Source organism: Brucella thiophenivorans (genome assembly GCF_002252445.1).
Taxonomy (GTDB): Bacteria; Pseudomonadota; Alphaproteobacteria; order Rhizobiales; family Rhizobiaceae; genus Brucella; species Brucella thiophenivorans.
The window spans coordinates 1-24,345 of record NZ_NNRJ01000065.1; the positions used below are offsets into that span (position 1 = coordinate 1).

A 24,345-nucleotide genomic window follows, 5' to 3' on the forward strand; every position below is an offset into this window, starting at 1 on the left:
CACCAGCTTAGGATCACCGATAAGCGCCATTGCCGCCGACAGTCGCTGCAACTGTCCACCCGAAACCTGATGCGGATAGCGGTCACCGATTGTTTCGGGATTTGGCAAGGCCAGCGCCTTAAACAGTTCAATCGCCTTTCTACGCGCCTCATCCTTTGACATCAGCTTATGGATTTTGGTCACTTCGATGACCTGATCCATGATGCGATGCGCAGGATTGAAGGACGCGGCAGCACTTTGCGGCACATAGGACACTTCGGTACCACGCTTTTTTGAACGTTTGCGCTCGGAAAGCGTAACGATATTCTGTTTCGCAACGTCGATGCTGCCGCTAACGATCCGGCAACCCGGCCGCGTGTAGCCCATCAGCGTCAAAGCAATCGTCGTCTTGCCAGAACCGCTTTCGCCGATAAGGGCAACGATTTCGCCTTCCGCAATTTCAAAGCTTACGTCACGAATAATTTCTACGGTGCGGCCTGAATCGGTCTTTGCATCAACACGCAGATTTTTGATCTCAACAAGATTGCTCATTCATTCACTCCTGTCGCGGATCTTCTGCGGTAGATTATCGATCAGCAGATTGACGCTGATCGTGAGACTTGCAATCGCGATAGACGGAAACACAACGGCAGGAGCTGCAAAGGACAGACCACCAATGTTTTCCTTTACCAAAGCACCCCAATCGGCAAATGGCGGCTGCACACCAAGACCAAGGAACGACATGCTCGACAGAAGCAGCACGATAAAGACAAAGCGAAGACCAAAGTCGGCCAGAACCGGGCCGATAATCCCCGGCAGAATCTCCGAACGAATAAGGTAACCGATCTTTTCACCCCGAGCGCGGGCGACCGTCACATAATCCATGGTGTTGATGTTAATCGCCAGTGCACGCGCAAAGCGATAGCTACCGGGCGTATAGATAACTGCCATGGTGATGATCAGGATCGGAATGGACGAGCCAACGCCCGCGACAATCACAAGTGCCAGAATCTTACTTGGAATGGATGTTAAGGCATCGAGAAAGCGGCTAAGCGCTGAATCGAACCAACCGCCGATAACCGCTGCCATCATGCCGAGTGTTACACCGAAAAAGCAGGCGAGAACCACCGCCGCCAGCGAAATGCCAACGGTAAAGCGCGCGCCATAAATGATGCGCGAGAGCATATCGCGACCAAGATAATCTGTCCCCAGCGGGAACTGCGCACTCATCGGGCCGAAGAAGTCGAAGTCCACAATCTCGCCAATAGGATGCGGTGCAATCCACGGTGCAAATATCGCAACGAGCGCCCAGCCAAAGATAATCAGGAAGGACACAGTGCCAACCAGATTAACCCGATATCCGAAGCGCGGAGACTTTGATTTTCGCTGACTTGAAACGGAAACGGTCATGATTATCGCAGCCTCGGGTTGGAAACGATGGCGATAATGTCCGCTATCGTAATGAGCAGGAGATAGCCAAAGCAGAAGATCATCGCGCAGGTCTGGATCAGAGGAAGATCGCGCGTTGCAACCGCATCAAGCATCAGCTTGGCTATGCCGGGATAATTGAAGATGGTTTCGACAATGATGACACCGCCCAGCAGATAGGACAATGAAAGTGCTACCGCATTGACGATTGGTCCAAGCGCATTTGGCAATGCATGAACCATCACCATGCGCGAGCGCGATGCGCCTTTGAGAAGCGCCATTTCAACATAAGGTGTGTTGAGCGTTTCAAGTACGGCTGCACGTGTCATGCGGATCATCTGTGCTGAAATCACAAAACTCAAAGTAATAACCGGCATCGCAAAAACCTTGAGAAGCCCCCAGAACGATGTCACCTCATTGGCCATCGACAGTGCTGGTAACCAGCCAAGATAAACAGCAAACACGATCACGGCGATGGTCGCGACCATGAATTCAGGCACCGAAATGACCGAGATTGTGATGATGGAAACAACCCGGTCATAGATCGTGCCGCGCATGATGGCGGCAGTGATACCGAGAAACAATGCAATCGGAACCGAAATCGCCGCCGTCACACCGGCAAGCTTCAACGAATTAACGAGCCGGTTACCAATGAGATCAGAAATCGGCACATTATTGGCATAGGATACACCAAGATCGCCGGTCAAAAGATTTCCCAGCCAATAAAGAAAGCGCAAGAACGCTGGCTGATCGAGGTTCATGGCGTGACGAAGTCCGGCAACAGCCTCCGGTGTAGCTGCCTGCCCCAGAAGAATTTCAGCCACATCACCAGGAAGCATCGCTGTTGCAAAGAAAATAGTGAACGCAACAATGAGCAGCGTAAAGAATGCAACGACGAGGCGTTTAGCGAGTGGTTTGACGATGACAGATTTCATGACAAACCTCGAATATTCAAATTAAATGTGTCAACATCAAACGTCGGCAACATAAATCTTATGTTGCCGACCAACACGACACCAGATGAGAATTAGATATCTACTGGCTCTGATGAAGTGTTCCCGATTTGGTTTGAAACTGAAGGGCGTTATAAGTCCGAGCAGCTATCTCTCAGGCCTCAAGCTTCATCTAACCAGATGTACTCAGCAAACGAATTACCCATCAAATTTCCACTCGGCATCGGGCGGATACCTTTGACCTTTGAATTGTGCGCATCAAGGCCTTCGTAGAAACTAGGAATAATTGTTCCGGCTTTAGTGCTGATTATGCCCTGCAATTCGCCGTAAATATCCATGCGCTTGGCGTCATCCGTAATGCCTCGTGCTTCAGTTAGCAAGGCATCGAATTTCTCATCTTTAAACTTACTCTCATTCCATGCCGCGTCCGATTTATAGAACTGCGAAAACATTGCATCAGGCGTAGGACGTGGATTGATATTCCCAAAACATATTGGCGCTTTATTCCAGTAATTTGACCAATAACCATCCGAAGGCACGCGCTGAACATCAAGCGTAAGACCAATCTGACTGGCGGCTTGTTGCAATACCATAGCTATTTCTACAGATTGTTGTGCCGCAGTCGAAGCTACAATTGGGATGGCCTTGCCAATAAGTCCAGCGTCAGCAAGAAGCGATTTTGCTTTTTCAGGATCGTAGGCAGTAGGCATCAAGTCCTTGCGATAAAAGCGGCTTGATGGGGAAATTGGTTGATCGTTGCCCGCTTGCCCAAAACCGCGAAATACCGCCTTATTGATAAGGTCGCGATTGACAAGGTGCTTCATTGCCTGGACAAAATTGAAGTTTACGCCAGGATCCTGATCAAGACGAATGATAAGGTTTGTATACTGCCCTGCGACCGTACGAAGAAGTTGATGCCCTGCACCGGTTACTTGTGTCGTCGCACGCGGATTTACATTGGCGATAATGTCCACATCGCCAGCGAGCAATGCATTGAGGCGTGCAGTTTCATCCTGAATTGCGAAAATTTCAATCTGGTCAACATAAGGACCGCTGCCTTGCTTCCAGTAATTCTCGTTAGCGACCATAAGCGAGCGGGTGCCGGGACTAAACTCTGTTAACTTAAACGCACCGGTGCCAATACCCTTGTTGAAATTATCAGTGCCATTTTTTACGATCAAGAATGCCGTGGTTCCCAAAAGCGCAGGTAGATCGGCGTTCGGCGCATTTAATTCGATTGTAACTTCGTAGTCGCTGGTCTTTGTTATCGACTTTATCTGGTCAACAACAGATTTCCCGCTTGACGCAGTTGCAGGGTCTTTATGCCGCTGCAATGAAAACACAACATCGTCGGCGGTGAAATCTGAGCCATCGTGGAATGTCGCACCCTTACGTAATTTGATAACCCACTTCTTAGCGTCATTCGTTTCAAAAGATTCAGCGAGTTCCATTTGTGGCGTTAGTGTATCATCAAGACGTGTAAGCCCACTATAGAGACTGTTTACACGGATATAATCAATGTTAAAGATAGCGCGAGCCGGATCAAGCGTATCAGCTGTACTGCTGGCATAAGTCGCGACGCGAACCTTACCACCCTTTTTAGGTGTTTGAGCATATGCACGCGTGGCGTTCGTCACTATCGAACCTGCAGCCGTCGCAGCCAAACCTGACGCGAGAAGCATTTTCAGAACATCGCGACGAGATGCTCCCGAACGTAAATCTTGATCAAGTTTGATCTTATCATTTACACTTAAATTCTCATAAGACGTTTCAAATTTCGACATATCTAATTCACCCTCTCTTTTTGTTTTGAAGTTTATAGCGAGACGCTAAGCCGAAATGCATCCTGAATTGCAGAATATATATCTCGGCTGGAAATAGCGTCGCCAATGCGGTGTATTTCGAAAGCATCTTTCGACAAAATGGCATTGGCGTTTGCCGCTACGACACTGTCGAAATGCGTCTCACCGAGGTTTGATGCCTGATCTCTTAACGCCATGAACATATCAGCCAGAGGTAGCGTGCCATTATCGACCACAATCTGCTTCGCATCACGGGTTGTCAGTTCATCTGTGAGTTCATTCTGGAAATGAGCGCGCAAACCATTATCTTTTCGCTCAACTTTGATAAGTCGAACATCGACGGTTCTCGGAATGTTGAGCTCAGCGAACTTCTTACGATAGCCAGACTTGTCGGTATATGACATTTCAAACGCGAGCATTTCATCAAGCATAGCGTAATGAATCTTCTTGCCTTTAGAGACAAGGTTGAGTGCGCAGGACGCGGGGGCCTGGCGTCCCGTTCCATCATAAATCAATATATCATCAGCGGCAGGTACTGCCGAGGTCAGGATATCCCATAAACTGGTGCAGAGATCGCCACCTTCAATAAATTCGGTGTCGGGAATGCCACCCGTTGCTACGATAATCACGTCTGGATTTTCGCTAAGCACATCACTTTCTTCGACATAGGAATTAAGACGTACATCAACACCAAGACGATCAAGTTCCTCAGTACGCCAATCAACAATACCAAGGAGATCGCGGCGCTCATGTGCCGCTGCCGCAATTCGTATCTGGCCACCCAACTCAGAAGCTGCCTCAAAAAGCACAACCTCATGGCCGCGTTCCGCACAGACTCGCGCTGCTTCTAAGCCTGCGGGCCCACCACCGATAATAACCACCTTCTTAATTATTTCCGCTTTGACTAATTCGTGCGGCAAAATGGTTTCGCGTCCGCTCGACGGGTTATGCACACAGTGCACCTTTTTATAAAGGCAGTAAGATGCGCCAACACACGGACGAATACGGTCTTCTTCTCCCCTCAGAATTTTGTTCACAATTTGCGGGTCCGCTATGTGCGCACGCGTCATTCCAATGAGGTCGACAATGTTCTCGCGTATGGCATGCCGGGCTGTCGCTACATCACGGACACCTGCCGCATGTATAAGTGGCAATTTTACCGCGCCGCGAAATGCTTCCACTTCTTTCAAAAATGGAGCGCTTTTTTGAAAGAGACCGGGCATATTGTGTTCAGATAAAAAGAGATCGGAGTCCATACGGCCATAAACACTATTGAAGTAATCAATTTGGCCTTCTTCTTCGAAAATTTCGGCAATCTTCGCGCAATCTTCTGCAGTCAGGCCGCCTGCACCGCCTTCGTCGATAACAAGTCTTATACCAACAATAAAATCGTCACCCACAGCTTCCCGGATTGCCTCGTGAACCATAATGCCAAAACGGGCTCTGTTGCGCAAAGAGCCGCCAAAATCATCAGAACGCGTATTCGTGAGAGGCGAAAGAAACTGACCAATCAGATGGCCGCCAGTTACGGTTTCAATTCCATCAAGTCCTGAATCACGGCAACGGCGAGCGGCTTCCGCATAATCCGCAATTATCCGCTTGATGTCGTATTGATCCATTTCTCGCGGAAAATTGCGGTTTCGCGTTTCGCGAATACGTGATGGTGCTACGACAGGCAACCAAGCGCTCGTGAAAGCCGTAGCGCGTCGGCCCAAGTGTGAAACCTGAGACATGATTGCGCAGCCGTGTTTATGAATTCTCTCGGCCATTGCTGTCAGATGAGGGATGATAATGTCAGAATGTACGTTGAGCTGACCACCACCCCAACTGGAATCACGTGAGGACATAGCGGAGCCGCCGATCATTGTCATCGCAACTCCGCCTTTTGCCTTCTCTTCATGATAGCGCTGATAGCGCTCAAGAGGCATTCCTCCATCATCCATCATGGATGCGTGTGACGTGCTGATGATACGGTTTTTCAAAACCAGATTTTTTAATCGGAAAGGCTGCAACAGCGGATCGCGGTTTATCACGGCGTCCTGGGACAGTTCAGTCATCGACACGACACTCACGGACTTGCTCCATTCAAATTCAGTAGCAACTCCGAACTGCATTCTGATTATGACAATCAAACATGCCAGTTTTGGGTGAGTACCCTATAGGGAGCCTGCCTAGCTCTATTCTCAATGAAAATTTAATGTTGTGTAGCTTGAAAAAACGTATTCATGATATACGCTGAGCGCATGACAGAAATTCTATCTCGTATGATCCCATCACCTCGCGCACTGCTCGTATTTGAAGCTGCGGCCAGACATGGAAGCTTCACAGGCGCCGCCGTCGAATTTAACGTTACCCAACCATCCATAAGCAGAATTATTGCGCAATTAGAGGATGAGTTAGGTTTTCAGCTTTTTGAGCGCCACTCCAAAGGATTGATCGTCACACGTGAAGGGCAACTCTTAGTTGCTTCTGTGCGTGAGAACATGACATCTATGGGTAATGTTATTAAAAGAATTAAGGAAAATGCAGGTAAACGATCTGTAACAATGTCGATGTCCAGCTCGTTCGCAACCCACTGGCTTATTCCAAGGCTCGGTGACTTTAACGAGGCTTTTCCCAACGTCGATTTAAGGTTTGAGCTTGCTTCAGGAATGATGCGAGAGATCACAAATGACGTCGACATAGCCACCCGTATCGTCGAAGATAATGATCCCCGTTATGCGATATGGGATTTTGCGCCAGAAATCATCATGCCTGTTTGCAGCCCGCAATATTTAGCACGGTGCGGCGCTGTGGATGATATAGCCTCTCTGTCACAACAAGTGTTTTTGCATTTAATCGACCATAAACGAGACCAGTGGTCTCCCTTCCTAAGTGAAACCGTTCTCAATACCGGCGAAGTCGGGACGTGGAACCAGTTTTCTGACTATGCAGTGATTTTGCAGGCCGCAACTCAAGGCAAAGGCGTTGCTCTGGGCTGGATCAGCGTAATTGCAAGCGCCCTTAACGAAAAAATGCTTGTTGCTGCCTCAAGTAAACCACTTAAGACTGGGCGAATGCACCGTCTTATCGTTCCTAAACACAAAGCAAGTTCTGCCATGATCTTGGATATATGCGACTGGCTTCAACTAAAGATGGCTGAAGATTTGGCTAAAATAAGTTTATAGTATTCTCTGCAATATCGTGTGGCTACGTGTCTCGTAGTGCCTATGCAGAAACTAATAGAATGCTTCCTATTACATTTCAGCCAATATAATACAAAGCCAATTGCCATAGCCAGAAACCCGCCCTTCTTGGTAAAGACTTCGGGCGAAGGTTTCAGAGTGCCAGTCAGAAATTCGCGACTAGTACTAACCGTTTTCAGATGTCTGTTGGTTAATCGTTGCGACAAAGCACAATGAATGTGTATGAACAGCTCAATCGTGTCTTTTGGATTACCCAACCGTCGGCCGTGTGAGGAACTTTTACAACTTGGCTAAAAATGAGTTCTCATAAATTTTGTCGCGACGTCTGTCTGGAACGTGGTGAGCCTATGCTGGGGGCTGGTGGGACCGCGCCACGTTACGCGCTCCTCCATTGGCCCCGACGCCACTGGCGTGTTCCAAGAACGAATGCGTTTGACATGTCCAAAGCACTTTCTCAGGCAATGATGACTGCCAATCAGGCTGGTATCCATGTGGCTCTCGTAGAGGGAGATGAGATCGCTCTCTCATGCGACAACATTATTTTAAGAATAGCCACGACTGACATCCTAACCGAGCAATTGCTGGTTCTGGCATCGGGAGGTAAACTCTGCGGAGAGCGCGATGAGCGCATTACCATCCTGTGCTGTACAGATGGAAAGCAGGATCCCTGCTGCGCACGTTATGGCTTTGCTACCTGGAAAGCGCTGCGTGATCAGGCAGACCCGACAGTTTTCCGGGTTCTACAGTCAACGCACATCGGCGGATGTCGCTTTGCCGCGTCGCTGCTCGTTTTACCACAGCGCGCCAGATATGGCCGTCTCGAACCAAAAGACGTTTCCGATTTCCTGTCATGCCTTAGCAAAGGCGTTCCATTCCTGCCTGCTTACAGAGGCAATCCTGAACTCGACGCCTTTGAACAGGTCGCCGAGCACGCCGCGCTTTCATTTTGGAATGAGATTGGACCACAGGAGAAAGTTGTTCTTGAGCGCAAAGCAGGGAACACGAATGAAGTTGAAGCTGAGATTATTGCCTCAACTCAATCTCAACAGTTGCTGATCAAATTGAGGCTGGATCAGTTTGACGTCAATACACGCTGCAGCACGCTAGAGCCAGACGGCAATAGGGATCAGGTTGAACGCTGGAGTGCAGTTTCAATTACGCCGTTGACCTGACAACCTATTAAGGCTTCTGCCGGAGGATTTCCCGCTCGCCGATATGCGATAGAAGCAAAGTCGCAGAACCAATCAGGCCTTCCATCGTTTCGCCGTAGCGACTACGATTAAAATACAGAAATTGACGATTACGAACAGCAAACAGATTGCGCCACTGGACAGTCGACCGGAAGGCGCGCATTTCTGCCTCTTCGTCGAGCATTTCTTCGTAAGTGTCGATGATGATATCACTGTCAAAGTCGGAAAGGCGTTCTAAGCTATAGGGTATATCGCTTTCGCTATTCTCATAAGCGGGAACATGACCAAGACCAAAATCTTTTATCACCTGTTCCATGCCACCACGCCCGATAATCCTGAAACCGTCGCGATAGATCTCCATCGGTGTCACTGTGATTGAAGCGGGTTTCTCTACGCGCCTTCCGAATTCACCGACTATATCCTGATATTCCCGATGTAATTCATCATAGCGATGACGCTTACCAACAAGATCAGCCAATTGCTCTGAATAGGTTAATATGCCTTCTTCACGTAAAGGCAGCAGTACAACGGGCGTAATTGCTGAAAGCTTATCGCGAAGCGCTGCGTGATAAGACAACCCTACGATCAGGTCTGGCTTCAATGCCGCAATTGTTTCAATATCAGGAGCCTGATGTGTTCCGATATATTGGATTTCTGACGTATCGTATCTCTGCGATGCCCCCCTATAAATTGTATCCGCAAGCAAGCGCTTGCGGCCCGATGAACCACAAGGCACAACCCCAAATTCCAGCAACTGCGTTGTCAGACTGAAATCGTGCAATGACACCACACAGCGTGGGTGAACTGGCACCTCAACCGAGCCGAAACGATTGGTAAATGTTCTTGTTTCTTCTGCATGAACACTAACAACAAAGCCGAAACTGCATATAAGAATAAACAAAGCTGACGCTGTTCTGGTCATCGGGTCGTTCCTTTTCGCGACAGCAGATAAAGAAGATAGGGCGCGCCAATCACTGCAACCACAAGTCCCGCCGGAATCTGAAGCGGGGCGAAAACGGTTCGGCCGATTGTGTCACTGACAAGCACAATACTTGCGCCAATCAATGAAGACAGAGGCAAAAGCAATCTATGCCTTTCCCCTACCAGAAGCCTTGCAGCATGAGGGGCTAAGAGGCCAATAAAGCTCATTGTACCAACGTTCGCGACCGCAGAAGCAGTGAGCATCACACTCAGCAAAAGTGCGATGATCTGAAAGCGCGCAACATTCAGGCCGCGACTTGCTGCAACCGCGTTTCCAAGCTGAAACAGATCAAACTGGCTGGAAAACAACAATATGGGAACACCGGAAAGAAGCAGCCACAAAAATTGCCCCCGCACATTTTCCCACCCTGCCCTATGCAGACTGCCTGCAAGCCAGAGCAAAGCCGATTCAACATGCTCGATCCGACCGTAGGTGATAAGCAGGTCTGCTAATGCACTGAGCATCGCTGTTACACCAACACCTACCAGAATGAGACGCAAGGGCGAAACCCCTTTGTTCCAGGCAAGAGCGATAACAAACAACGCAACCAGCAGCCCACCAAGCAAAGCCGCGAGCGGATAAAGCTCGACAGCCAGCGCAGATGGCCAGAGAATGAGCGCAGTCAGCACTGTGATACCAGCCCCTGCCTCAACCCCCACCAATCCGGGTGCAGCCAGTGAATTGCGTGTCAGTACCTGTAATATCACTCCGGCAAGAGCCATCGCCATACCAGAAAAAATGGCAAGCAATATGCGTGGCAGACGCGTGTGAAACACGATGTTACGCAAAATACTATCAGTGCTTTGGGGCGCTATAACTGCCTCGATTATTTCAGTTAGTACAACAGGATAGCTGCCGAGCGTTATTGCCAATAATCCGGCTATAACAAGAAACACAGCGGCAGCAATCAGAATGAACCGGCCACGCGAAAACCGATTGCGGGTGTAATTGGTGATATGGGTTTGCACTGCCATTATTTCACTCTTCCCAGAACGAGAGCAATAAAAATGGGCCCGCCCACAATGGCAGTCACAATACCCGTATTGATCTCCAGTGGACGCAATGCCGTGCGTGATACGATGTCACCGGTAACAATAAGCAGCGCACCTATCAGAGGTGCTGCGGGGACGAGGAACCGATAGTCATTACCGAAAAAAATACGCCCAATATGCGGAGCAATAAGACCGACAAAGCCAATAGGACCAGCTATTGCAACAGATGATCCGGCCAGAAGCACGATCGCCAGAAGTGATGAAAGCCGCATCCTCAATACATTCAGCCCCATCAGCGCCGCCGATTGCGATCCCAATCGATGGAGATTAAGTGCGGGAATGTTCGCTACTGCAACGCATCCAGCGAGAAGGATCAATGGAAAAGTCTGCCAGCGGGCCACTGAACTGTCAAAAGCAAGCGAACCAACAAGCCAGCGCCGCAAAGTTTCAAGCCCCTGCTGGTCAAGCAAAAGAACCATAGAGGTCAGGGCACTGAACAGGGCCGCAACCATCACACCAGACAAAACGAGGCGAACCGGATTGGGGTCCGATCCGCTGTTCAGAAGAACGATCGCTGCTGCAACAATCGCCCCCGCAAAGGCGAGAAGCGGTATCATGGCAAGCGTATTACCGGGGAGCACAAGCAAACCGAAAACGACAAAGAAGGCAGCACCACTGTTCACCCCCATCAGCCCAGGATCTGCAAGCGGGTTTTCACTGACCGCCTGCATTAACGCGCCTGCAAGACCGAGGGTTGCACCGACGATTACAGCACTGATCAAACGAGGCATGCGCATTTCCATCACGATATTATGCAATGGGTCTGCCGGAACATAGGCGACAAGTGCTTGCCAGACCACGCTCCAGTCAAGCTGACGCGCACCGAACTTCAGATGAAGGATTGCAGCCACGATTAGCAGCACAAAAAGGACGAGGAACTGAAAAGAACGCAGATAAACTGACAAAGGATCTACCCTTCACGCCCAGGAAGAAGCAATGCACATTGCAATTCCCGTTTCCGGATCATCCAGCATTCTTGATCGCACCGAAAACACTTTATCTATATTAGGCACATTGAAAACGTGCTGTGTCGCGCCTTCTGCGACCACCCGCCCATCTTTCAGCATGACAAGTTGATCTGCATAACGTGCCGCCTGATTGAGGTCGTGAAGGATTGCAACCACTGTGCGTCCTGCATCGCGCAAGACCGACAGCAGATCAAGCAGGCTTAACTGGTTTGCAACGTCCAGAAATGTCGTTGGCTCGTCGAGCAGAATAACTGGTGTATCCTGAACCAAAGTCATTGCAATCCATGCCCGCTGCAACTGGCCACCTGAAAGGCTCTGCAATGGTCTGTCGATGAGTTGTTCAATGCCGCAAAGTGCAACGGCACGCGAGACAGCGTCTTCGTCTTCACTTGACCAGCCACCGAGCCAGCTTCTCCACGGAAACCGTCCCTGTGCAAGTAGTTCACGCACACTCATTCCGACCGGCGTATGGACATGTTGCGGCAAGAACGCCATTTGCCGGGCCAGTTCGCGTCTCGAGTATGAAACAAGCTGCTTAGATCCAAGCTCTACATGACCGCTTTGTATCGCGACCGTGTTCGCCATGCTGCTCAGAAGCGTTGACTTGCCAGAGCCGTTCGGCCCGATCAAAGCGGTAAAACGCCCCGGAAGAATTTTCAGATCAATGTCATGGAGAATATGCTGAGTGCCACGATAAACGTTCACTCGCTTCATTTCGAACATAGCCAGCACTCCGTGCGCAATTGTAAGAAGCGGCTCTGACAGGCTCTTCCAATCGCGTCATATCATCCGCGCGACAGTGAGCGCGCTGCAATTAGTGTGTTGTGACACTTTTTTAATTTATTCAAAGTGAATCACATGATAGCGAGAGCATATCTTTGTTGACTGTACTTGTCATGTTTATGCGACGGCCTCCCAGCCTCCACTAATTCATGCATCGCTATTGGGGAATTCTATGCCGGTAAACCATCTGAAATCGAATATCGGCAGGCTGCCCTACATGTCAGCATTGCCATATAGCATTCCACTCGCTTGCGCGATGATGGCGCTTGCAGCCAGCAGTGTTTCAGCACAGGAAACGAATGCTGGAATTCAGCTACAAACGATTGTCGTGCAGGATAACGCCAGCTCAACCGAATCTGTTAAGGGATATGTGGCTAAGGTCAGCAGCAGTGGCACGAAAACGGATACACCTATCCTGCTTACGCCCCAATCAGTGTCGGTAGTCTCAGCTACCGAAATCAAAGATCGCGAAGCGCAAACTCTTGCTGACGTGCTTGCTTATACACCAAGTTTCACGGCACAGCCCGGCCCATTCTCGCGCGTCGCTGACCGGTTCAGAATTCGTGGATTCGACGTCGAATCGGGTACCGGTGGGATGCTGCGCGACGGGATGAGGCTGCAGAACAACTCTTATGATGGTACGCAGGAGCCATTTGGTCTTGAACGCGTCGATGTTGTACGCGGTGCGGCTTCGGTTCTTTATGGCCAGCTTTCGCCGGGCGGCTTTGTGAATGGCGTCAGCAAACGCCCGACATCCGAGACTCTGCGTGAAGTCTCGGTTCAGGGCGGGCTTCATAACCGTAAACAGCTTACTGCAGATTTCAGCGATGCCATAACCGACACATTGTCATATCGTTTGACTTTTCTTGGTCGCGACAGCGACACCAACGTCGAATACATGAACAATGACCGCATCTATATCGCCCCGGCTTTGGAATGGAAGCCTGATGAAGACACATCGCTGACCATGCTTGGCTTCTACCAGAAGACCAGCACACGTTTCCCCGCTGCCTTACCCTACGAGATTGTGGAAGGCATCGGTAATGGCCCATTCATCCTCGACCGCGACACTTTTATTGGCGAGCCGGACTATGACCGGATGAAAACTAATATGGGTGCGCTGGGCTACGAATTTACCCATCGTTTCGACAATGATATTCGGTTCTCGGCAAAATCACGCTATTACGAATCCGACCTGGACTGGCGTTATATGATGGCCCAGACGAGCGCCGAGGCCGTTAATCAGGTCGCACAGACAGGCATACTGGCTCGCCAGTACAGCGACCGTCATGATCGTGCGAAGGGCTTCACACATGATATGAATGTTGCATTCGATGTGGATACAGGTCCACTCTCACATTCATTGCTCGTCGGTTATGACTTTTACGACACAACATATGATTCAGATAATTTTCGCGCAGCTGCTCCATCAATCGACCTGAACAATCCCGTCTATGGTGCAAGCTTCACAGTAAATCGTGACCCTGCTCGTAACCGTGGTGCGAAAACAACAACCGTACAGCATGGTATTTATCTGCAAGACAAAATCACCTTTGATGAACGCTGGAACGTACTGCTTGGCGTAAGACACGACTGGGCTGATCAGGATTTCGGCTATCACGCGAACAACCAGTCGATCAGCCGCAATTCTGAAAAAACAACTTGGCGCGCTGGGGTGGTTTACGAAGCTGAGAATGGACTGGCTCCCTATGTGAGTTATGCACAATCCTTCTTCCCGATTTCTGTGGCTGAATATGTCGAAGACATGAATTTCTCTCCTATGACGGGAGAACAGATTGAGGCCGGCATTCGTTATCAGCCGCCCGGCACGAATATGTTGTTCAGCGCAGCCGTCTATCAGCTTGATCAGAACAATATCGTCACCCGTACACTCGCAGATGAGCTCACACAGATCGGTCAGCGGCGTGCGCGTGGATTTGAGCTTGAAGCCAAAGCCGAGCTGACTGATTATCTGACCATGGTGGGCTCATATTCATACACAGATGCCCGGATCACCAAGAGTGAAGAACTTTTGGAACTTGGCCAACGCAGTGAAAACACACCCTATCATCAGGCTGCTCTCTGGATGACTTATGATGTAACTCAGTTGGGCATCGACGGACTGATCGTTGGAGGTGGTGTACGATACACCGGATCGACCAGCGCATCAGGCATAGATAAGCCAATACCAGGCTACACGCTTGTCGATGCAATGGTTCGCTATGAAGTGACCAAAAACATTACCTTGTCATTGAATGCCACAAACCTCTTCAAGGAAGAATACGCTATTTGCGAATTTGCAAAGTGTCTTTACGGAGATGGCAGAGAGGTTATGGTATCTTCCAGCTTTAAATGGTGAGACCGATTTAAGGGCTGTTAGGAATTACAGAGTAACGTCTATTTCTAAGAATGATCCCCTATTTTCAACCGCGAGAGCAATGTTAGACCTGTGGTGAGGTCTTCCATACCAAGCCCGCCCAGACATAGCCGGATACCCGTCGCATTATCGTTTCGATCAGCGCGCACGGCGTCCGGCTCTGTAACAACAACGCCAAGCGTAGCCGCTGCCTTTTCGAAGGCTTCGGCTTCCGTATGAGGCATTGGCAGCCACGCATGAAAAGCACAGTCATCGGTCATGATTGTCCTGTTATCGAAGAATGACCGGGACAGTTTTGCTCTTTGCCGCGCCTCGGCACGCAAAGTGCCCCTCACCGTTTCCATAACTCCACTGGTAAACCACTCTTCAAGAAGCGCATAGTCTACTGGCGAAGAAGACAGTGGCAGCGCACGTAAGGCTTCCTCGGCATATTCCTCCCAGCCTGAAGGCAACACCAGAACGCCCAGTCGCAATCCTGGACTGAGTGACTTGGAGAGGCTCGTTACATGAAAGACGCGATCCGGTGCCAGGGTGACGAGTGGAGGAAGATTGGGAGAGGCGCCCAGTGTATAGACACCATCTTCGACAATCGGGACGTTTCGCTTATTGCAGACGTCCACAATTTCCTTTCGCCGGTTTGCTCCCATAGAAATCGTCGTAGGATTATGGAGCGTAGGGGTTAGATAAACAAGGCGACGGCGCCCGCTGTTCTCTTCTTCGCATAGCACACGATCGAGATCATCCGGCACCATACCCTGGTCATCAATATTAACGCTCCGCATTGGATGGCCGCGATAGCGCGCAAGTGCAATAGCTCCCGAATAGCTGAGACGTTCTGTGACAATCAATCCATTGCCACCGCACAGAATATCGAAAGCAAGCCACAGTGCCTGCTGCCCGCTTCCAGCTAATATGATCCTCTTTGCTTCCGCCTCAATGCTCAGGGTTTCGAGCCAGCGTGCCAACAAACGCCGATGCTCATCGTGGCCTGCAGGTGGGGGATAAAGATTGACGTGGGCTGAATTTATTTTTCTTGAAATTGCAGAAAGTGTACCAGCCAACAGTCTATCACTTAACATAACGGGCAAGCGATTGACCGAGAAATCAATTGCAGGGCCCTTTCGTGATTCAAAGACGGCGACGAATGTACCACTGCCCTTTATACTGCGCGCCAATCCGCGCCGCTCAAGCATCGCATAGGCTTTCGTAACTGTGCCTACTCCGAGGTTCAGTTTCCAGGCCAAATCCCGATGGGCAGGAAGTCTGTCGCCGCCAAGCAAATGCCCCGAGAGAATGTCTTCTGACAAAGCTTCTACCAGCCTGTTTGCGGGGGTATTGCCATTATCTGAAAGACGAGGAGTCCATGGAGACTGAAGGCGCATGCGTATAACCCATCAGATTGCTCGATATAACACACCTAGTACAGCCACAAGACATCATTGGAAACCCGCTTTAGCCTCGGTCGAGTATGGAAAAGCCTCTAATTCTTAAAGCGATGGCTCCCATCCCGGCGAAGCGGCTCAATCCGAGCTTCGAGATTGAAGGAGACGAGCATGTGTTGGTCACACAGTTTATGTCGGCAATTCCGGTGCCGGTATTAAAGAACCCAGTCACAAACCTTTCTGCTTCACATGACGAGATCGTATCCGCGCTCGATATGGCGTTTCACGGGTTTTGAACTCTACCGTTCAATTATTCAACCGGGTGACAACATTGATAACCAGCCAAGATTCTTGCTGATTGCCCTCCTCAACGGCAATATCGCCCGTCTATCTTGGAGAGAAGCGAATTGGCGCCCCGTTGATCCCAGAAATAAAGTTTGAAGCTTAGCTCGTAGGAATCATATCTGGCCATTCCCGTGCGCCATGAAGTACGCGGAGGATACGAACGGCCGATTGTGTTACAGCATAAGCCACGACGTATGGGGTACCGTTTATCACCAGTTCCCGCGTCCCGGCAATTCTGCCAACCCGACCACTCGCCGGAAAATCAATTAAGCGACGAGCAGCCGCGACTATCCGTTCGTCGACCAAGATTGCAGATGAGGGATTCTCCGCCTCAATGAAAGTGAAGATGGCGTCTCGATCTGATAACGCAAATGCGGACCAGGTGAGCTTCACGACTTGAGCGCCGCTGCTTTAAGGCGCGCTGCCGCCCGTCGTCTTTCGAAATGAGCCGTGACTTCATCATCCGGCACGTCGGGTCGCGTGTCGCGAAGCGCTTCAAGAACCTTGCTGCGAAACCAAGCATCGTGCGCTTCGCTGCCTGATATAAGTTCGAGCGGTAATGCCCCCTCATTCGCCGTCCGTGTGAGTAAGATACGAACTACGTCCGACACCGTAAGACCCATACTTTCAAGCACCGCAGAGGCACGATCTCTAACTTCGGCATCAATGCGAGTTTGAACGAGTGCGTTAGAAGCCATAAGTTTCTCCAACTTAAAGCTTATTTGTAATTCATATGAATTACATAGTCTATAGAAAATTTCTGTATGCACCAAGTCACCGCATTTTCCGCCTTGGAGCGATAAGATCCACTCGTCCCTATCATTGGCCGACGTACTGATTGCCAATCAAGAATATTTTAATGAGCGTGAATAGTGCACTTGGGGTAGCTTTGCCAAAGTAGGCGCAGAACTTAGCTCAGCAATGACTATGGACTTGCAAAAAAACCTCCGAGTATTGGCATCCGCAGCTCAACGCCCGCACAGAACTGGTTATGGCTTCTTGAAAATCCTCTTACTAAACCGCCAACAAACCCATGAAAATATCTCTGTACTGAACTACGGAAATCCCTGGTATTTTGGAACCTTGATTTCGGCTGCTTTACGACCGTTCTTGAATCCAAGTTATGCGTTTTCGTTCAATAGTACGCGTTGATCTATGAGAGTGAAGCTAACGAACGTCTAAAAAGCTGTAGTTTAATTTACGAACCAGATGTTGAGACTAATCGTTCGACTTTTTGACGAAAGCTAAGAATGCACGAACCGTCAAAAGGTCCGTGCATCAGTTTTAATGTATTGTTCGGTTGGTGGAATTTACTTTTTACGGCATGGCATGTCAGTACCTTCAGCATTGATAGCAGTGCCTTCAGCGGTTTCAATGCCGTAGAGGAGTTTCGAACGCGCTTCGATTGACGCAAGCAGTGCTTCACCAAGATCTAATGCTCGTTCTGACTGACTAACGCTGTAATCGGTCAAATATTTAGAAGCCAGCTCGGGCTTTTCAGCCGTGTAAAGGATGTCAGCTGTCGCCTGAACTTCAGGAATGTCATCGATTTGCTTAGCTTCGAAGGCTTCAAGGGCTTGGGTTATTTCAGGCATGAATGTTTCTGGATTTGCGCACGCATGGTACATAATCCGCTTAAACAAGCGTCCCGCAAACTGTGTCGCTTCCTGCGACTGATATTCGGCATTCAGGAAAGTGGAACCAGCATCGCGAAACAGGTATCGATGAATGCCATATTCTGGCATGACCTTGTTGATACCTATATGGTAAGGCACAAAGGGCGCTGTCACCGAACCTGTTGGTGCAACCCACAGCAAATTCAAACCTGAATGCGTTGTATCACGCAGCTGAGCAACTTCACCATAACCGGAACGCTCAGTTGATACACGCGGATCACGGACCAGTTTCATCATTTTTTTCAGTGTGACCGGCGCCATATCGTGGAGTTCTTTTTCCACGGTTTCAATTGTCCAGTGCTTTTGACCGGTTCGCATAGGGCGGTCTTGTTCGCTATAGACGGCATGAACATTAAACGGTTTATCGCCATCACGTTTCCACCAACCCTGCTCGATGGCGAAATCATAAAAATTCGGGGAAGCCATGTAGTCCTTGTTGTCAGTGATGTCGGCTGGAATATCGCCAATATAACCAGGATATGAAACGCGCACATCATCTGGACCTAAGCGCTCAGCGACCCATAAGCCTTTGCCGCCCGCGAACTGCAACACTACCCAACCTTCATTCTTATCGGCAGTCAGGTGCGAGTTACCGCCGTAAGTCGTATAACCATGCTTATTGATAAGATCGCCGATAATCTCGACGGCTTCACGCGCCGTTTTAGCACGCTCCAAAGCAATGCGTGCCAGATCGCTGTATTGTGGACCCGTTTGCGGGTTTGGTGTCATTTCAACCAGTTCGTCGCGTGAGTTCGACCAGATATCCCGCACTGCAACGCCGTACTCGTTCAAACCACCATTAGTCAGCGGTGCTGGAAAGCCTTCGAAATCGCTATAATTCATGTTTATGTATTTGAAAGTTTCAGGAACCTGAGGAATTTCAATGAGTTTGCCTGGCATATAGGCCTTATCAGTTGCTCCTACAGACATTGTCGCACCTTTAGGATGGTCTTTAGCTGGCACAACAGTCAACCAATGTCCAGAAACTTCCTCACCTGTACCGCCAATCAGTACAGATCCATCTTCAGTCAGATTTTTTCCAACATAAAAACCATAACTAGCAAACGCATTCGAGTACAATGAAGATAATATCAATACATTCAAAGATATAATTTTAAAAGATTTTCTTTTTTTCATCATTTAAACTTTCATTGATAATTTCTTTTGCACATTGATTAAACGCCGTCAGTCAATTATGTGCTCGTCACAGGATTGTTTATATCGAAATAATTGTAATTATTAAATGTTTTATCGACAAAGAACTTATATAACTTATTGGAGCGTTGTCCGGTCTGACTGAGGTGGCTTCGGATTGCGGATGCGATTACGCGATTTACCAGCTTTGATTTATCGTCACGCTGCATAAGACAGATGCGCACAGATGTAGGGCACGCTTGCTCCGCCTGTTCCTAACTGCGCAAGCCGTTCGGGCTGAGCGCCCAGTCTGGCACCTGCTCTACAATGCGTCGGCGGGTCTGCAACACATCACGGGCAATGGTCAGAGCGTGACTGGAGGAACGAAGATCGCGCCCCGCGTCATGCAAAATGAGATCATGCATCCGGACAAGTTCACCATCCAGCCACAGCGACGCACAGGTGTCAGTAAAATGAATGAGACGCCGAACTAGCGGCGGCGCCTCTTAGTATGGCAAGACAGGTATCACCAGCTCTTTTGAATGATTTCTCCCGATGACGTGCAAGCATAGAAACCTGCTGTGGGCCCATATGCGTGTGTTGTTGCCAGAGCTACAGCAGGGCGTGCACCCTCTTCAGGAGAATGCCCGAGTCCGTTTCCTGTCATGTCGGTCGACGTTAGACCAGGGTCCACTGCGTTCACTTTGATCCCTTCCCGATCCAACTCCTTCGCGAGCTTGACGGTCAGCATGTTCAATGCTGTTTTGGAGGCGCAATACCCGCCAAAGCCAACCGTCCACGTTTCGCTCCGCATGTCGAGGGCATCTGTCAACGAACTAAGGCCACTGCTCATCATCACGATCCGGGCAGCCCTGGATTTGCGCAACAATGGCAAGAAAGCTTGAGTGACCCGCATCACCCCTAATACGTTAGTATCGAACATTCGCCGCATCTCATCAATTGACTCCTCGGCAAGTGAAGGCGGTGAGCCGAACATGAGGCCAGCGTTGTTGACCAATACGTCCAGACGGCCTGCCTCACTCTCGACAGCTTTTACGGCGTTGGAAACACTTACACCGTCTGTAACATCAACTTGTACAGCACGAGCATCAACCCCATTGTCACGCAGTTCGCGAGCGGCCTTCTCACCGCCTGAAATGTTCCGACAACCCAACCAAACAATATGTCCGGCTTTGCCTAGTTGCCGCGCAATGGCGAGACCAATCCCTTTATTTGCTCCGGTAATGAGAGCGATAGGCGATGTGTATGTCATCGGAAAGTCCTTGATCGTTTCGATGACAGGGGTATATTACGAATTTCGTATTATTCAAATGTCGTAATTTGCAATTTGCTGCGTCAGTCGCAAAAAACTGGTCTGGTCAGACGGATCGAGCGCCTCAAGCATTGCCTTGCAAGAAGCCCGATATCCACCAATATAGCCTGCAACTACTTGATGCCCCTTATCGGTAAGAAATAAGGCAACCGATCTGCGGTTCGTCTCGGGCCGCTGCCGTTCAATTATCTCCCGACGAACCAACCGGTCGACTGAAGACGACATTGTTGTCAGAGCCACCTGGAGGTGCCGAGCAACATCTCCCAAATTACAGCCAGGATGCTCATCGATGTAAATGAGCGCCTGAATGTCTAGGGCGTTGAGCGAATTTTGCATCGCTGCCGCAGCCTCCGCGACCTTGAAGCGGCGGGTAAATCGCTCAAACGCAACAGCAAGTTGTTCGATCTGGTCGAGTGTAGGTTGTGTCATTTTTGCTATTAAGCATTTTCGGTCACTGGATGTAAGCCGTTTAAGCCGTTTAAGCCGGAAGAAGTACTCCGTGAACTTGCGTAATGTCTGCTAATCCCGCGAAATGGTCATGAAATTACAAAGGATGATATTGGCGGATAGCAGTCAAGAATCGGCGGCTCTCTCAATCACCTTCCGTGACTCCGGACTGGAGTTCAGCAAATTTCACAGCCATGGTCGGATTACCACGTGTGAGGCGCTTGACAGTCAGGTCCTCAGCCTTGTCATTTGCAAGCCGAAGATTGTTGGCTGACTTGTGAAGCGCTTCTTTCGTCTTTTCCAAATCTTTGATTGCTTCGTCGATACGCTTGATTGCTTCTTCAAAACCGTCGGAAGCCAGACGCCAGTTTCGCCCGAACGCTGATTTGAAATCGTCGAGCTGAGATTCAAAGTTGGTGATGTCAACGTTTTGCGCTTTCACCAGTGCCAACTCTGTCTTGTATTTCAGCGAATTCATCGCCGCATTTCGTAGTAGCGTGATGATTGGGATGAAAAATTGCGGACGTACCACGTACATTTTCGGATAACGATGAGATACGTCTACGATTCCTGTGTTGTAGAGTTCGCTCTCTGGTTCCAGCAATGAAACCAACACTGCATATTCACAACCCTTAGCGCTGCGATCCTTGTCTAACTCTTTGAAAAAATCTTCATTCTTCTTTTTGGTAGCGGTCTCGTCGTTCTCATTCTTCATCTCGAACATGATAGAAACGATTTCAGACTCTCCGTCATCGACATCGCGGAAGATAAAGTCCCCCTTGCTACCGTTGCGCGCGTCATTGTCTTTTTCAAAATAAGCGCGCGGGAAAGCGGTCGCCCGAAGACGGTCAAACTCGGTGGCACAGTGTTGTTCGAGTGTTTCGCCGATCATCTTTGTCGACAGCTTCGCCTTCATATCCCTCAAACGTTCAATCGCGTCATCGCGATCACGGAGCTGTGTTTCATATTTGTCTTTAAGAGCTGTTTCAGCCAGCTTCTTTTCGAGCTCTACCCGAGAAAGACCGTTCTTCAGCTCTTCGCGCTCTTTTTCAATCGCAGTGACCGCCTGAGTGACTGCGAGTTTCTGGGAAAGCTCCCCCGCGTCGATCCTCGCCTTCAGGCTCTGGATCTCGGCATCCTTCGCTGATGCAGCTTTCTGTAATTCAGAACTGAGCTTGGCCTCGGCTAATTTGGACATCGCTTCCTGATCGCGTTTAGCGTTATCAAGTTCGTTCACCAGCTTGTCGCGCTGCTTTTCGATCTCACTCAAAGCCTCTGCGACCGCAAGTTTCCGCGCTACTTCACCTGCATCAAGCTTTGCGCGCAATTCCTGGATTTCAAAATTCTTAGCAGAAGTAGTTTTCTGCAATTCACTGGCGACCTTAGCCTGTGCCAGTTCAACTGCTTTGCGCTTGTCCTGTTCGGCCAATTCCAAACGATCATGCAGTTGCTTTTCGAAATCACCGTCACGAACCTGCTTCAGGATGTCCGCATATCCGGCCTCATCGATCTTAAAAGCTTTGTTACAATGAGGGCAGATGATTTCATGCATGACAACGTCCTTAAGGCTTGGCTTAAAACTTCCAGAGATATTCCTGAAGTTCTAACCTATGCGACATCTTGTGAACGATCGATATCCGCGCGGTCAAGGTCATTTTCGCCATCTGATAAGGCCGTATTGAGCAACCGGGTTAAGGCGGTACTCCGGAAAGGCTAACAAATATTGCTGAATAGATGTCTGGATTGGTCCATCGCCTTAAATAGCGGCAGTGAGCCGATTATATAATGCCTGAAGATATGCTTGTAAGCAGTCGAGATTCGCAGGTGTTCCTTACCGTCGACAACATGGTCTGTAAAACACTTGAAGGGATATGAACCAATGGCCCCTGTAATTGGGCGATGTATTCATTGCCAGTCAATCACACGCCGTAGTCTGACACCAACACATTTACAAAATGCTTGTGGCACTCATAGGGATATCGCCACCATCATGCCACATGGGTTTTTGCGATCTGCTCGACTCCGCAGTAACCTATTCTTCACCTCTAGTCACGAAGAGCATCGAGCCATCCCATAACCTGCTTGATTGTCAGACGCTCTTGTGGGGGCTTCCATTGAAAACCCTTCGACAAGTTCCGCGCCCTGAGAATGTTGGCCGATCAAACTTAAGCTGTTGCCCAAGCCGTAACCGCCATGAGTGATGAACGGAATGATGAGCTTGCCTGAAAGATCATGCATTGAAAGGAACGACGGGATTACTGGCGGTGCTGTGATTCCCCAGATCGGGAAACCAATAACTACGGTTTGGTAGGAGCCGATATCTACAAATTGATCCTTCACCATAGGCATGATGCACTTCGGATAGCTTTTCCAGTTTTCTTGCAATGAGAATCATAGGGTTTGTTTTCATATGCCTGATGCGGTGAGATAGATCGCATACAGCGATTTGGTCGCTGTGATGAAAAGTCGATTTCTACGCACGCCGCCAAACGTGACATTGGCGACGGTTTGCGGCGTTTTAATTTTGCCCAGAAGTTTTCCTTCCGGTGAAAAGCAGTGCACACCATCGCCCGCGCTTGTCCAGAGATTGCCGTCTGTATCAAAACGGAAGCCGTCCGGCAGGCCATTATCAATCGTGCAAAAAATCTTACCGCCGGTCAAGCGATTGCCGCCGTCGATCAGGTCAAAAACACGGATATGGCGCGGTGCTTTTTCATCGTGGCTAAAGGCGCTGTCGGCCACAAAAAGCCTTGTTTCATCTGGTGAAAAGGCTAAGCCGTTCGGCTGACGGAAGTCGGTTATCACCGCCGTCAGTTCGCCGCTTTTCGTATCAAGACGATAGACATTGCGGGTCGGCTGTTCAGGCTCTGCTTTGTAGCCTTCATAATCACCCATGATCCCGTATGTCGGATCGGTGAACCAGACGGAACCGTCCGAGTGCACGATAACGTCATTGGGTGCGTTGAGTTTTTTGCCCTGATAGCTGTCGGCAAGCACTGTGATGCTACCATCCAATTCAGTACGAGTGACACGGCGTCCGCCATGTTCACAGGAAACAAGCCTTCCCTCACGATCGCGCGTATTGCCATTGGCAAAATTCGAAGGTTGACGGAAAATCGATACGCCTCCATCCGGCACCCAGCGCAAAATACGTTGGTTGGGAATGTCGCTCCATAGGAGGCAATTCAGATCACCAAACCAGACCGGACCTTCGGCCCAGCGACAATCGCTGTAAAGTTCATCGAGATCGGCGCTTGATATGATCAGATGTTTAAAGCGTTCGTCGTGGACTTCATAAATTGAATTATTCTGAGACAAAGAAATTACTC

General features: G+C 49.5%; 22 protein-coding genes and 1 pseudogene. 4 read left to right on the forward strand and 19 right to left on the reverse strand.

Features of this window, described 5'->3' with window-relative positions; translation table 11 throughout:
* From CEV31_RS19360 to CEV31_RS19380, 5 genes are all read right to left on the reverse strand, one after another.
* On the reverse strand, window positions 1-531 hold a 531-nt coding region (locus CEV31_RS19360), incomplete at its 3' end, for an ATP-binding cassette domain-containing protein (protein WP_143850993.1).
* Window positions 532-1,389 (reverse strand): ABC transporter permease, encoded by an 858-nt coding sequence (locus CEV31_RS19365; RefSeq protein WP_094509664.1) that lies wholly within the window; start codon window positions 1,387-1,389, stop codon window positions 532-534.
* A 2-nt stretch (window positions 1,390-1,391) separates the two neighbouring features.
* Window positions 1,392-2,342: an ABC transporter permease gene (locus CEV31_RS19370; RefSeq protein WP_094509666.1), complete on the reverse strand. Its 951-nt coding sequence runs from the start codon at window positions 2,340-2,342 to the stop codon at window positions 1,392-1,394.
* A 179-nt stretch (window positions 2,343-2,521) separates the two neighbouring features.
* Window positions 2,522-4,144 carry an ABC transporter substrate-binding protein gene (locus CEV31_RS19375; protein ID WP_094509669.1) on the reverse strand — a complete coding sequence of 541 codons (1,623 nt, stop codon included), beginning with the start codon at window positions 4,142-4,144 and terminating at the stop codon, window positions 2,522-2,524.
* A 32-nt stretch (window positions 4,145-4,176) separates the two neighbouring features.
* Window positions 4,177-6,219, reverse strand: a complete 2,043-nt coding sequence (locus tag CEV31_RS19380) for an oxidoreductase (RefSeq protein ID WP_094509671.1) — start codon at window positions 6,217-6,219, stop codon at window positions 4,177-4,179.
* Window positions 6,220-6,405: 186 nt separating this feature from the next.
* Here CEV31_RS19380 and CEV31_RS19385 point away from each other — a divergent pair, with 186 nt between their 5' ends.
* Window positions 6,406-7,329 carry a LysR substrate-binding domain-containing protein gene (locus tag CEV31_RS19385; protein WP_094509738.1) on the forward strand — a complete coding sequence of 308 codons (924 nt, stop codon included), beginning with the start codon at window positions 6,406-6,408 and terminating at the stop codon, window positions 7,327-7,329.
* 455 nt (window positions 7,330-7,784) lie between these two features.
* Window positions 7,785-8,519, forward strand: a complete 735-nt coding sequence (locus tag CEV31_RS19390) for a sucrase ferredoxin (protein WP_235818189.1) — start codon at window positions 7,785-7,787, stop codon at window positions 8,517-8,519.
* A 7-nt stretch (window positions 8,520-8,526) separates the two neighbouring features.
* Here the strand turns inward: CEV31_RS19390 and CEV31_RS19395 are convergent, their stop codons facing one another.
* Genes CEV31_RS19395 through CEV31_RS19410 form a run of 4 tightly spaced genes read right to left on the reverse strand, consistent with a single transcriptional unit; the run spans window position 8,527 to window position 12,262 of the window.
* The gene (locus CEV31_RS19395) at window positions 8,527-9,459 is read right to left on the reverse strand and encodes an ABC transporter substrate-binding protein (protein ID WP_094509675.1); all 933 of its coding nucleotides are present in this window, start codon (window positions 9,457-9,459) and stop codon (window positions 8,527-8,529) included.
* Window positions 9,456-10,493 (reverse strand): FecCD family ABC transporter permease, encoded by a 1,038-nt coding sequence (locus CEV31_RS19400; RefSeq protein WP_094509677.1) that lies wholly within the window; start codon window positions 10,491-10,493, stop codon window positions 9,456-9,458. Before CEV31_RS19400 ends, CEV31_RS19395 begins: the two co-directional genes overlap by 4 nt.
* Window positions 10,493-11,476 (reverse strand): FecCD family ABC transporter permease, encoded by a 984-nt coding sequence (locus CEV31_RS19405; protein WP_094509679.1) that lies wholly within the window; start codon window positions 11,474-11,476, stop codon window positions 10,493-10,495. The genes CEV31_RS19400 and CEV31_RS19405 overlap by 1 nt, the downstream gene beginning before the upstream one ends.
* Window positions 11,477-11,488: 12 nt before the next feature.
* Complete coding sequence (locus tag CEV31_RS19410; protein WP_235818190.1) at window positions 11,489-12,262, reverse strand: ABC transporter ATP-binding protein; 774 nt, start codon at window positions 12,260-12,262, stop codon at window positions 11,489-11,491.
* Between the two features lie 277 nt (window positions 12,263-12,539).
* Between CEV31_RS19410 and CEV31_RS19415 the strand changes: the two genes are divergently transcribed.
* A complete protein-coding gene (locus tag CEV31_RS19415) occupies window positions 12,540-14,681 on the forward strand; it encodes a TonB-dependent siderophore receptor (RefSeq protein WP_235818191.1) in 2,142 nt (713 codons plus the stop codon).
* 44 nt (window positions 14,682-14,725) lie between these two features.
* Here the strand turns inward: CEV31_RS19415 and CEV31_RS19420 are convergent, their stop codons facing one another.
* On the reverse strand, window positions 14,726-16,081 hold the full coding sequence (locus CEV31_RS19420) for an aminotransferase-like domain-containing protein (protein ID WP_094509683.1): 1,356 nt from the start codon (window positions 16,079-16,081) through the stop codon (window positions 14,726-14,728).
* Between the two features lie 86 nt (window positions 16,082-16,167).
* Between CEV31_RS19420 and CEV31_RS19425 the strand changes: the two genes are divergently transcribed.
* Window positions 16,168-16,377, forward strand: coding sequence for a CcdB family protein (locus CEV31_RS19425; protein ID WP_235818192.1), 210 nt, complete (start codon window positions 16,168-16,170; stop codon window positions 16,375-16,377).
* A 148-nt stretch (window positions 16,378-16,525) separates the two neighbouring features.
* Here the strand turns inward: CEV31_RS19425 and CEV31_RS19430 are convergent, their stop codons facing one another.
* From CEV31_RS19430 to CEV31_RS19470, 9 genes and pseudogenes are all read right to left on the reverse strand, one after another.
* The gene (locus CEV31_RS19430; RefSeq protein ID WP_094509685.1) at window positions 16,526-16,819 is read right to left on the reverse strand and encodes a type II toxin-antitoxin system RelE/ParE family toxin; all 294 of its coding nucleotides are present in this window, start codon (window positions 16,817-16,819) and stop codon (window positions 16,526-16,528) included.
* Window positions 16,816-17,124 (reverse strand): type II toxin-antitoxin system RelB/DinJ family antitoxin, encoded by a 309-nt coding sequence (locus CEV31_RS19435; RefSeq protein WP_094509687.1) that lies wholly within the window; start codon window positions 17,122-17,124, stop codon window positions 16,816-16,818. Before CEV31_RS19435 ends, CEV31_RS19430 begins: the two co-directional genes overlap by 4 nt.
* A 612-nt stretch (window positions 17,125-17,736) precedes the next feature.
* Window positions 17,737-19,242, reverse strand: coding sequence for a C69 family dipeptidase (locus tag CEV31_RS19440; protein ID WP_210190963.1), 1,506 nt, complete (start codon window positions 19,240-19,242; stop codon window positions 17,737-17,739).
* Between the two features lie 272 nt (window positions 19,243-19,514).
* Window positions 19,515-19,715, reverse strand: a pseudogene (locus CEV31_RS19445) (RHE_PE00001 family protein); the annotation flags it as partial.
* Window positions 19,716-19,762: 47 nt separating this feature from the next.
* A complete protein-coding gene (locus CEV31_RS19450; protein WP_094509689.1) occupies window positions 19,763-20,509 on the reverse strand; it encodes an SDR family oxidoreductase in 747 nt (248 codons plus the stop codon).
* 54 nt (window positions 20,510-20,563) lie between these two features.
* Window positions 20,564-20,998, reverse strand: coding sequence for a MarR family winged helix-turn-helix transcriptional regulator (locus CEV31_RS19455; RefSeq protein WP_094509691.1), 435 nt, complete (start codon window positions 20,996-20,998; stop codon window positions 20,564-20,566).
* A 163-nt stretch (window positions 20,999-21,161) separates the two neighbouring features.
* Window positions 21,162-22,568 carry a DUF2130 domain-containing protein gene (locus CEV31_RS19460; RefSeq protein ID WP_094509693.1) on the reverse strand — a complete coding sequence of 469 codons (1,407 nt, stop codon included), beginning with the start codon at window positions 22,566-22,568 and terminating at the stop codon, window positions 21,162-21,164.
* A 497-nt stretch (window positions 22,569-23,065) separates the two neighbouring features.
* Complete coding sequence (locus CEV31_RS19465; RefSeq protein WP_235818193.1) at window positions 23,066-23,365, reverse strand: flavodoxin; 300 nt, start codon at window positions 23,363-23,365, stop codon at window positions 23,066-23,068.
* A gap of 57 nt (window positions 23,366-23,422) precedes the next feature.
* Window positions 23,423-24,334 carry an SMP-30/gluconolactonase/LRE family protein gene (locus tag CEV31_RS19470; RefSeq protein ID WP_094509696.1) on the reverse strand — a complete coding sequence of 304 codons (912 nt, stop codon included), beginning with the start codon at window positions 24,332-24,334 and terminating at the stop codon, window positions 23,423-23,425.
* Between the last annotated feature and the right edge of the window lie 11 nt (window positions 24,335-24,345).

Excerpts from the sequence above, each read along its gene's own strand:
- CEV31_RS19365 (WP_094509664.1), bottom strand. The coding sequence starts at position 1,389 with ATGACCGTTTCCGTTTCAAGTCAGCGAAAATCAAAGTCTCCGCGCTTC.
- CEV31_RS19370 (WP_094509666.1), bottom strand. The coding sequence starts at position 2,342 with ATGAAATCTGTCATCGTCAAACCACTCGCTAAACGCCTCGTCGTTGCA.
- CEV31_RS19375 (WP_094509669.1), bottom strand. The coding sequence starts at position 4,144 with ATGTCGAAATTTGAAACGTCTTATGAGAATTTAAGTGTAAATGATAAG.
- CEV31_RS19380 (WP_094509671.1), bottom strand. The coding sequence starts at position 6,219 with ATGACTGAACTGTCCCAGGACGCCGTGATAAACCGCGATCCGCTGTTG.
- CEV31_RS19385 (WP_094509738.1), top strand. The coding sequence starts at position 6,406 with ATGACAGAAATTCTATCTCGTATGATCCCATCACCTCGCGCACTGCTC.
- CEV31_RS19390 (WP_235818189.1), top strand. The coding sequence starts at position 7,785 with ATGTCCAAAGCACTTTCTCAGGCAATGATGACTGCCAATCAGGCTGGT.
- CEV31_RS19395 (WP_094509675.1), bottom strand. The coding sequence starts at position 9,459 with ATGACCAGAACAGCGTCAGCTTTGTTTATTCTTATATGCAGTTTCGGC.
- CEV31_RS19400 (WP_094509677.1), bottom strand. The coding sequence starts at position 10,493 with ATGGCAGTGCAAACCCATATCACCAATTACACCCGCAATCGGTTTTCG.
- CEV31_RS19410 (WP_235818190.1), bottom strand. The coding sequence starts at position 12,262 with ATGTTCGAAATGAAGCGAGTGAACGTTTATCGTGGCACTCAGCATATT.
- CEV31_RS19415 (WP_235818191.1), top strand. The coding sequence starts at position 12,540 with ATGTCAGCATTGCCATATAGCATTCCACTCGCTTGCGCGATGATGGCG.
- CEV31_RS19420 (WP_094509683.1), bottom strand. The coding sequence starts at position 16,081 with ATGCGCCTTCAGTCTCCATGGACTCCTCGTCTTTCAGATAATGGCAAT.
- CEV31_RS19425 (WP_235818192.1), top strand. The coding sequence starts at position 16,168 with ATGGAAAAGCCTCTAATTCTTAAAGCGATGGCTCCCATCCCGGCGAAG.
- CEV31_RS19435 (WP_094509687.1), bottom strand. The coding sequence starts at position 17,124 with ATGGCTTCTAACGCACTCGTTCAAACTCGCATTGATGCCGAAGTTAGA.
- CEV31_RS19440 (WP_210190963.1), bottom strand. The coding sequence starts at position 19,242 with ATGATGAAAAAAAGAAAATCTTTTAAAATTATATCTTTGAATGTATTG.
- CEV31_RS19450 (WP_094509689.1), bottom strand. The coding sequence starts at position 20,509 with ATGACATACACATCGCCTATCGCTCTCATTACCGGAGCAAATAAAGGG.
- CEV31_RS19455 (WP_094509691.1), bottom strand. The coding sequence starts at position 20,998 with ATGACACAACCTACACTCGACCAGATCGAACAACTTGCTGTTGCGTTT.
- CEV31_RS19460 (WP_094509693.1), bottom strand. The coding sequence starts at position 22,568 with ATGCATGAAATCATCTGCCCTCATTGTAACAAAGCTTTTAAGATCGAT.
- CEV31_RS19465 (WP_235818193.1), bottom strand. The coding sequence starts at position 23,365 with ATGCCTATGGTGAAGGATCAATTTGTAGATATCGGCTCCTACCAAACC.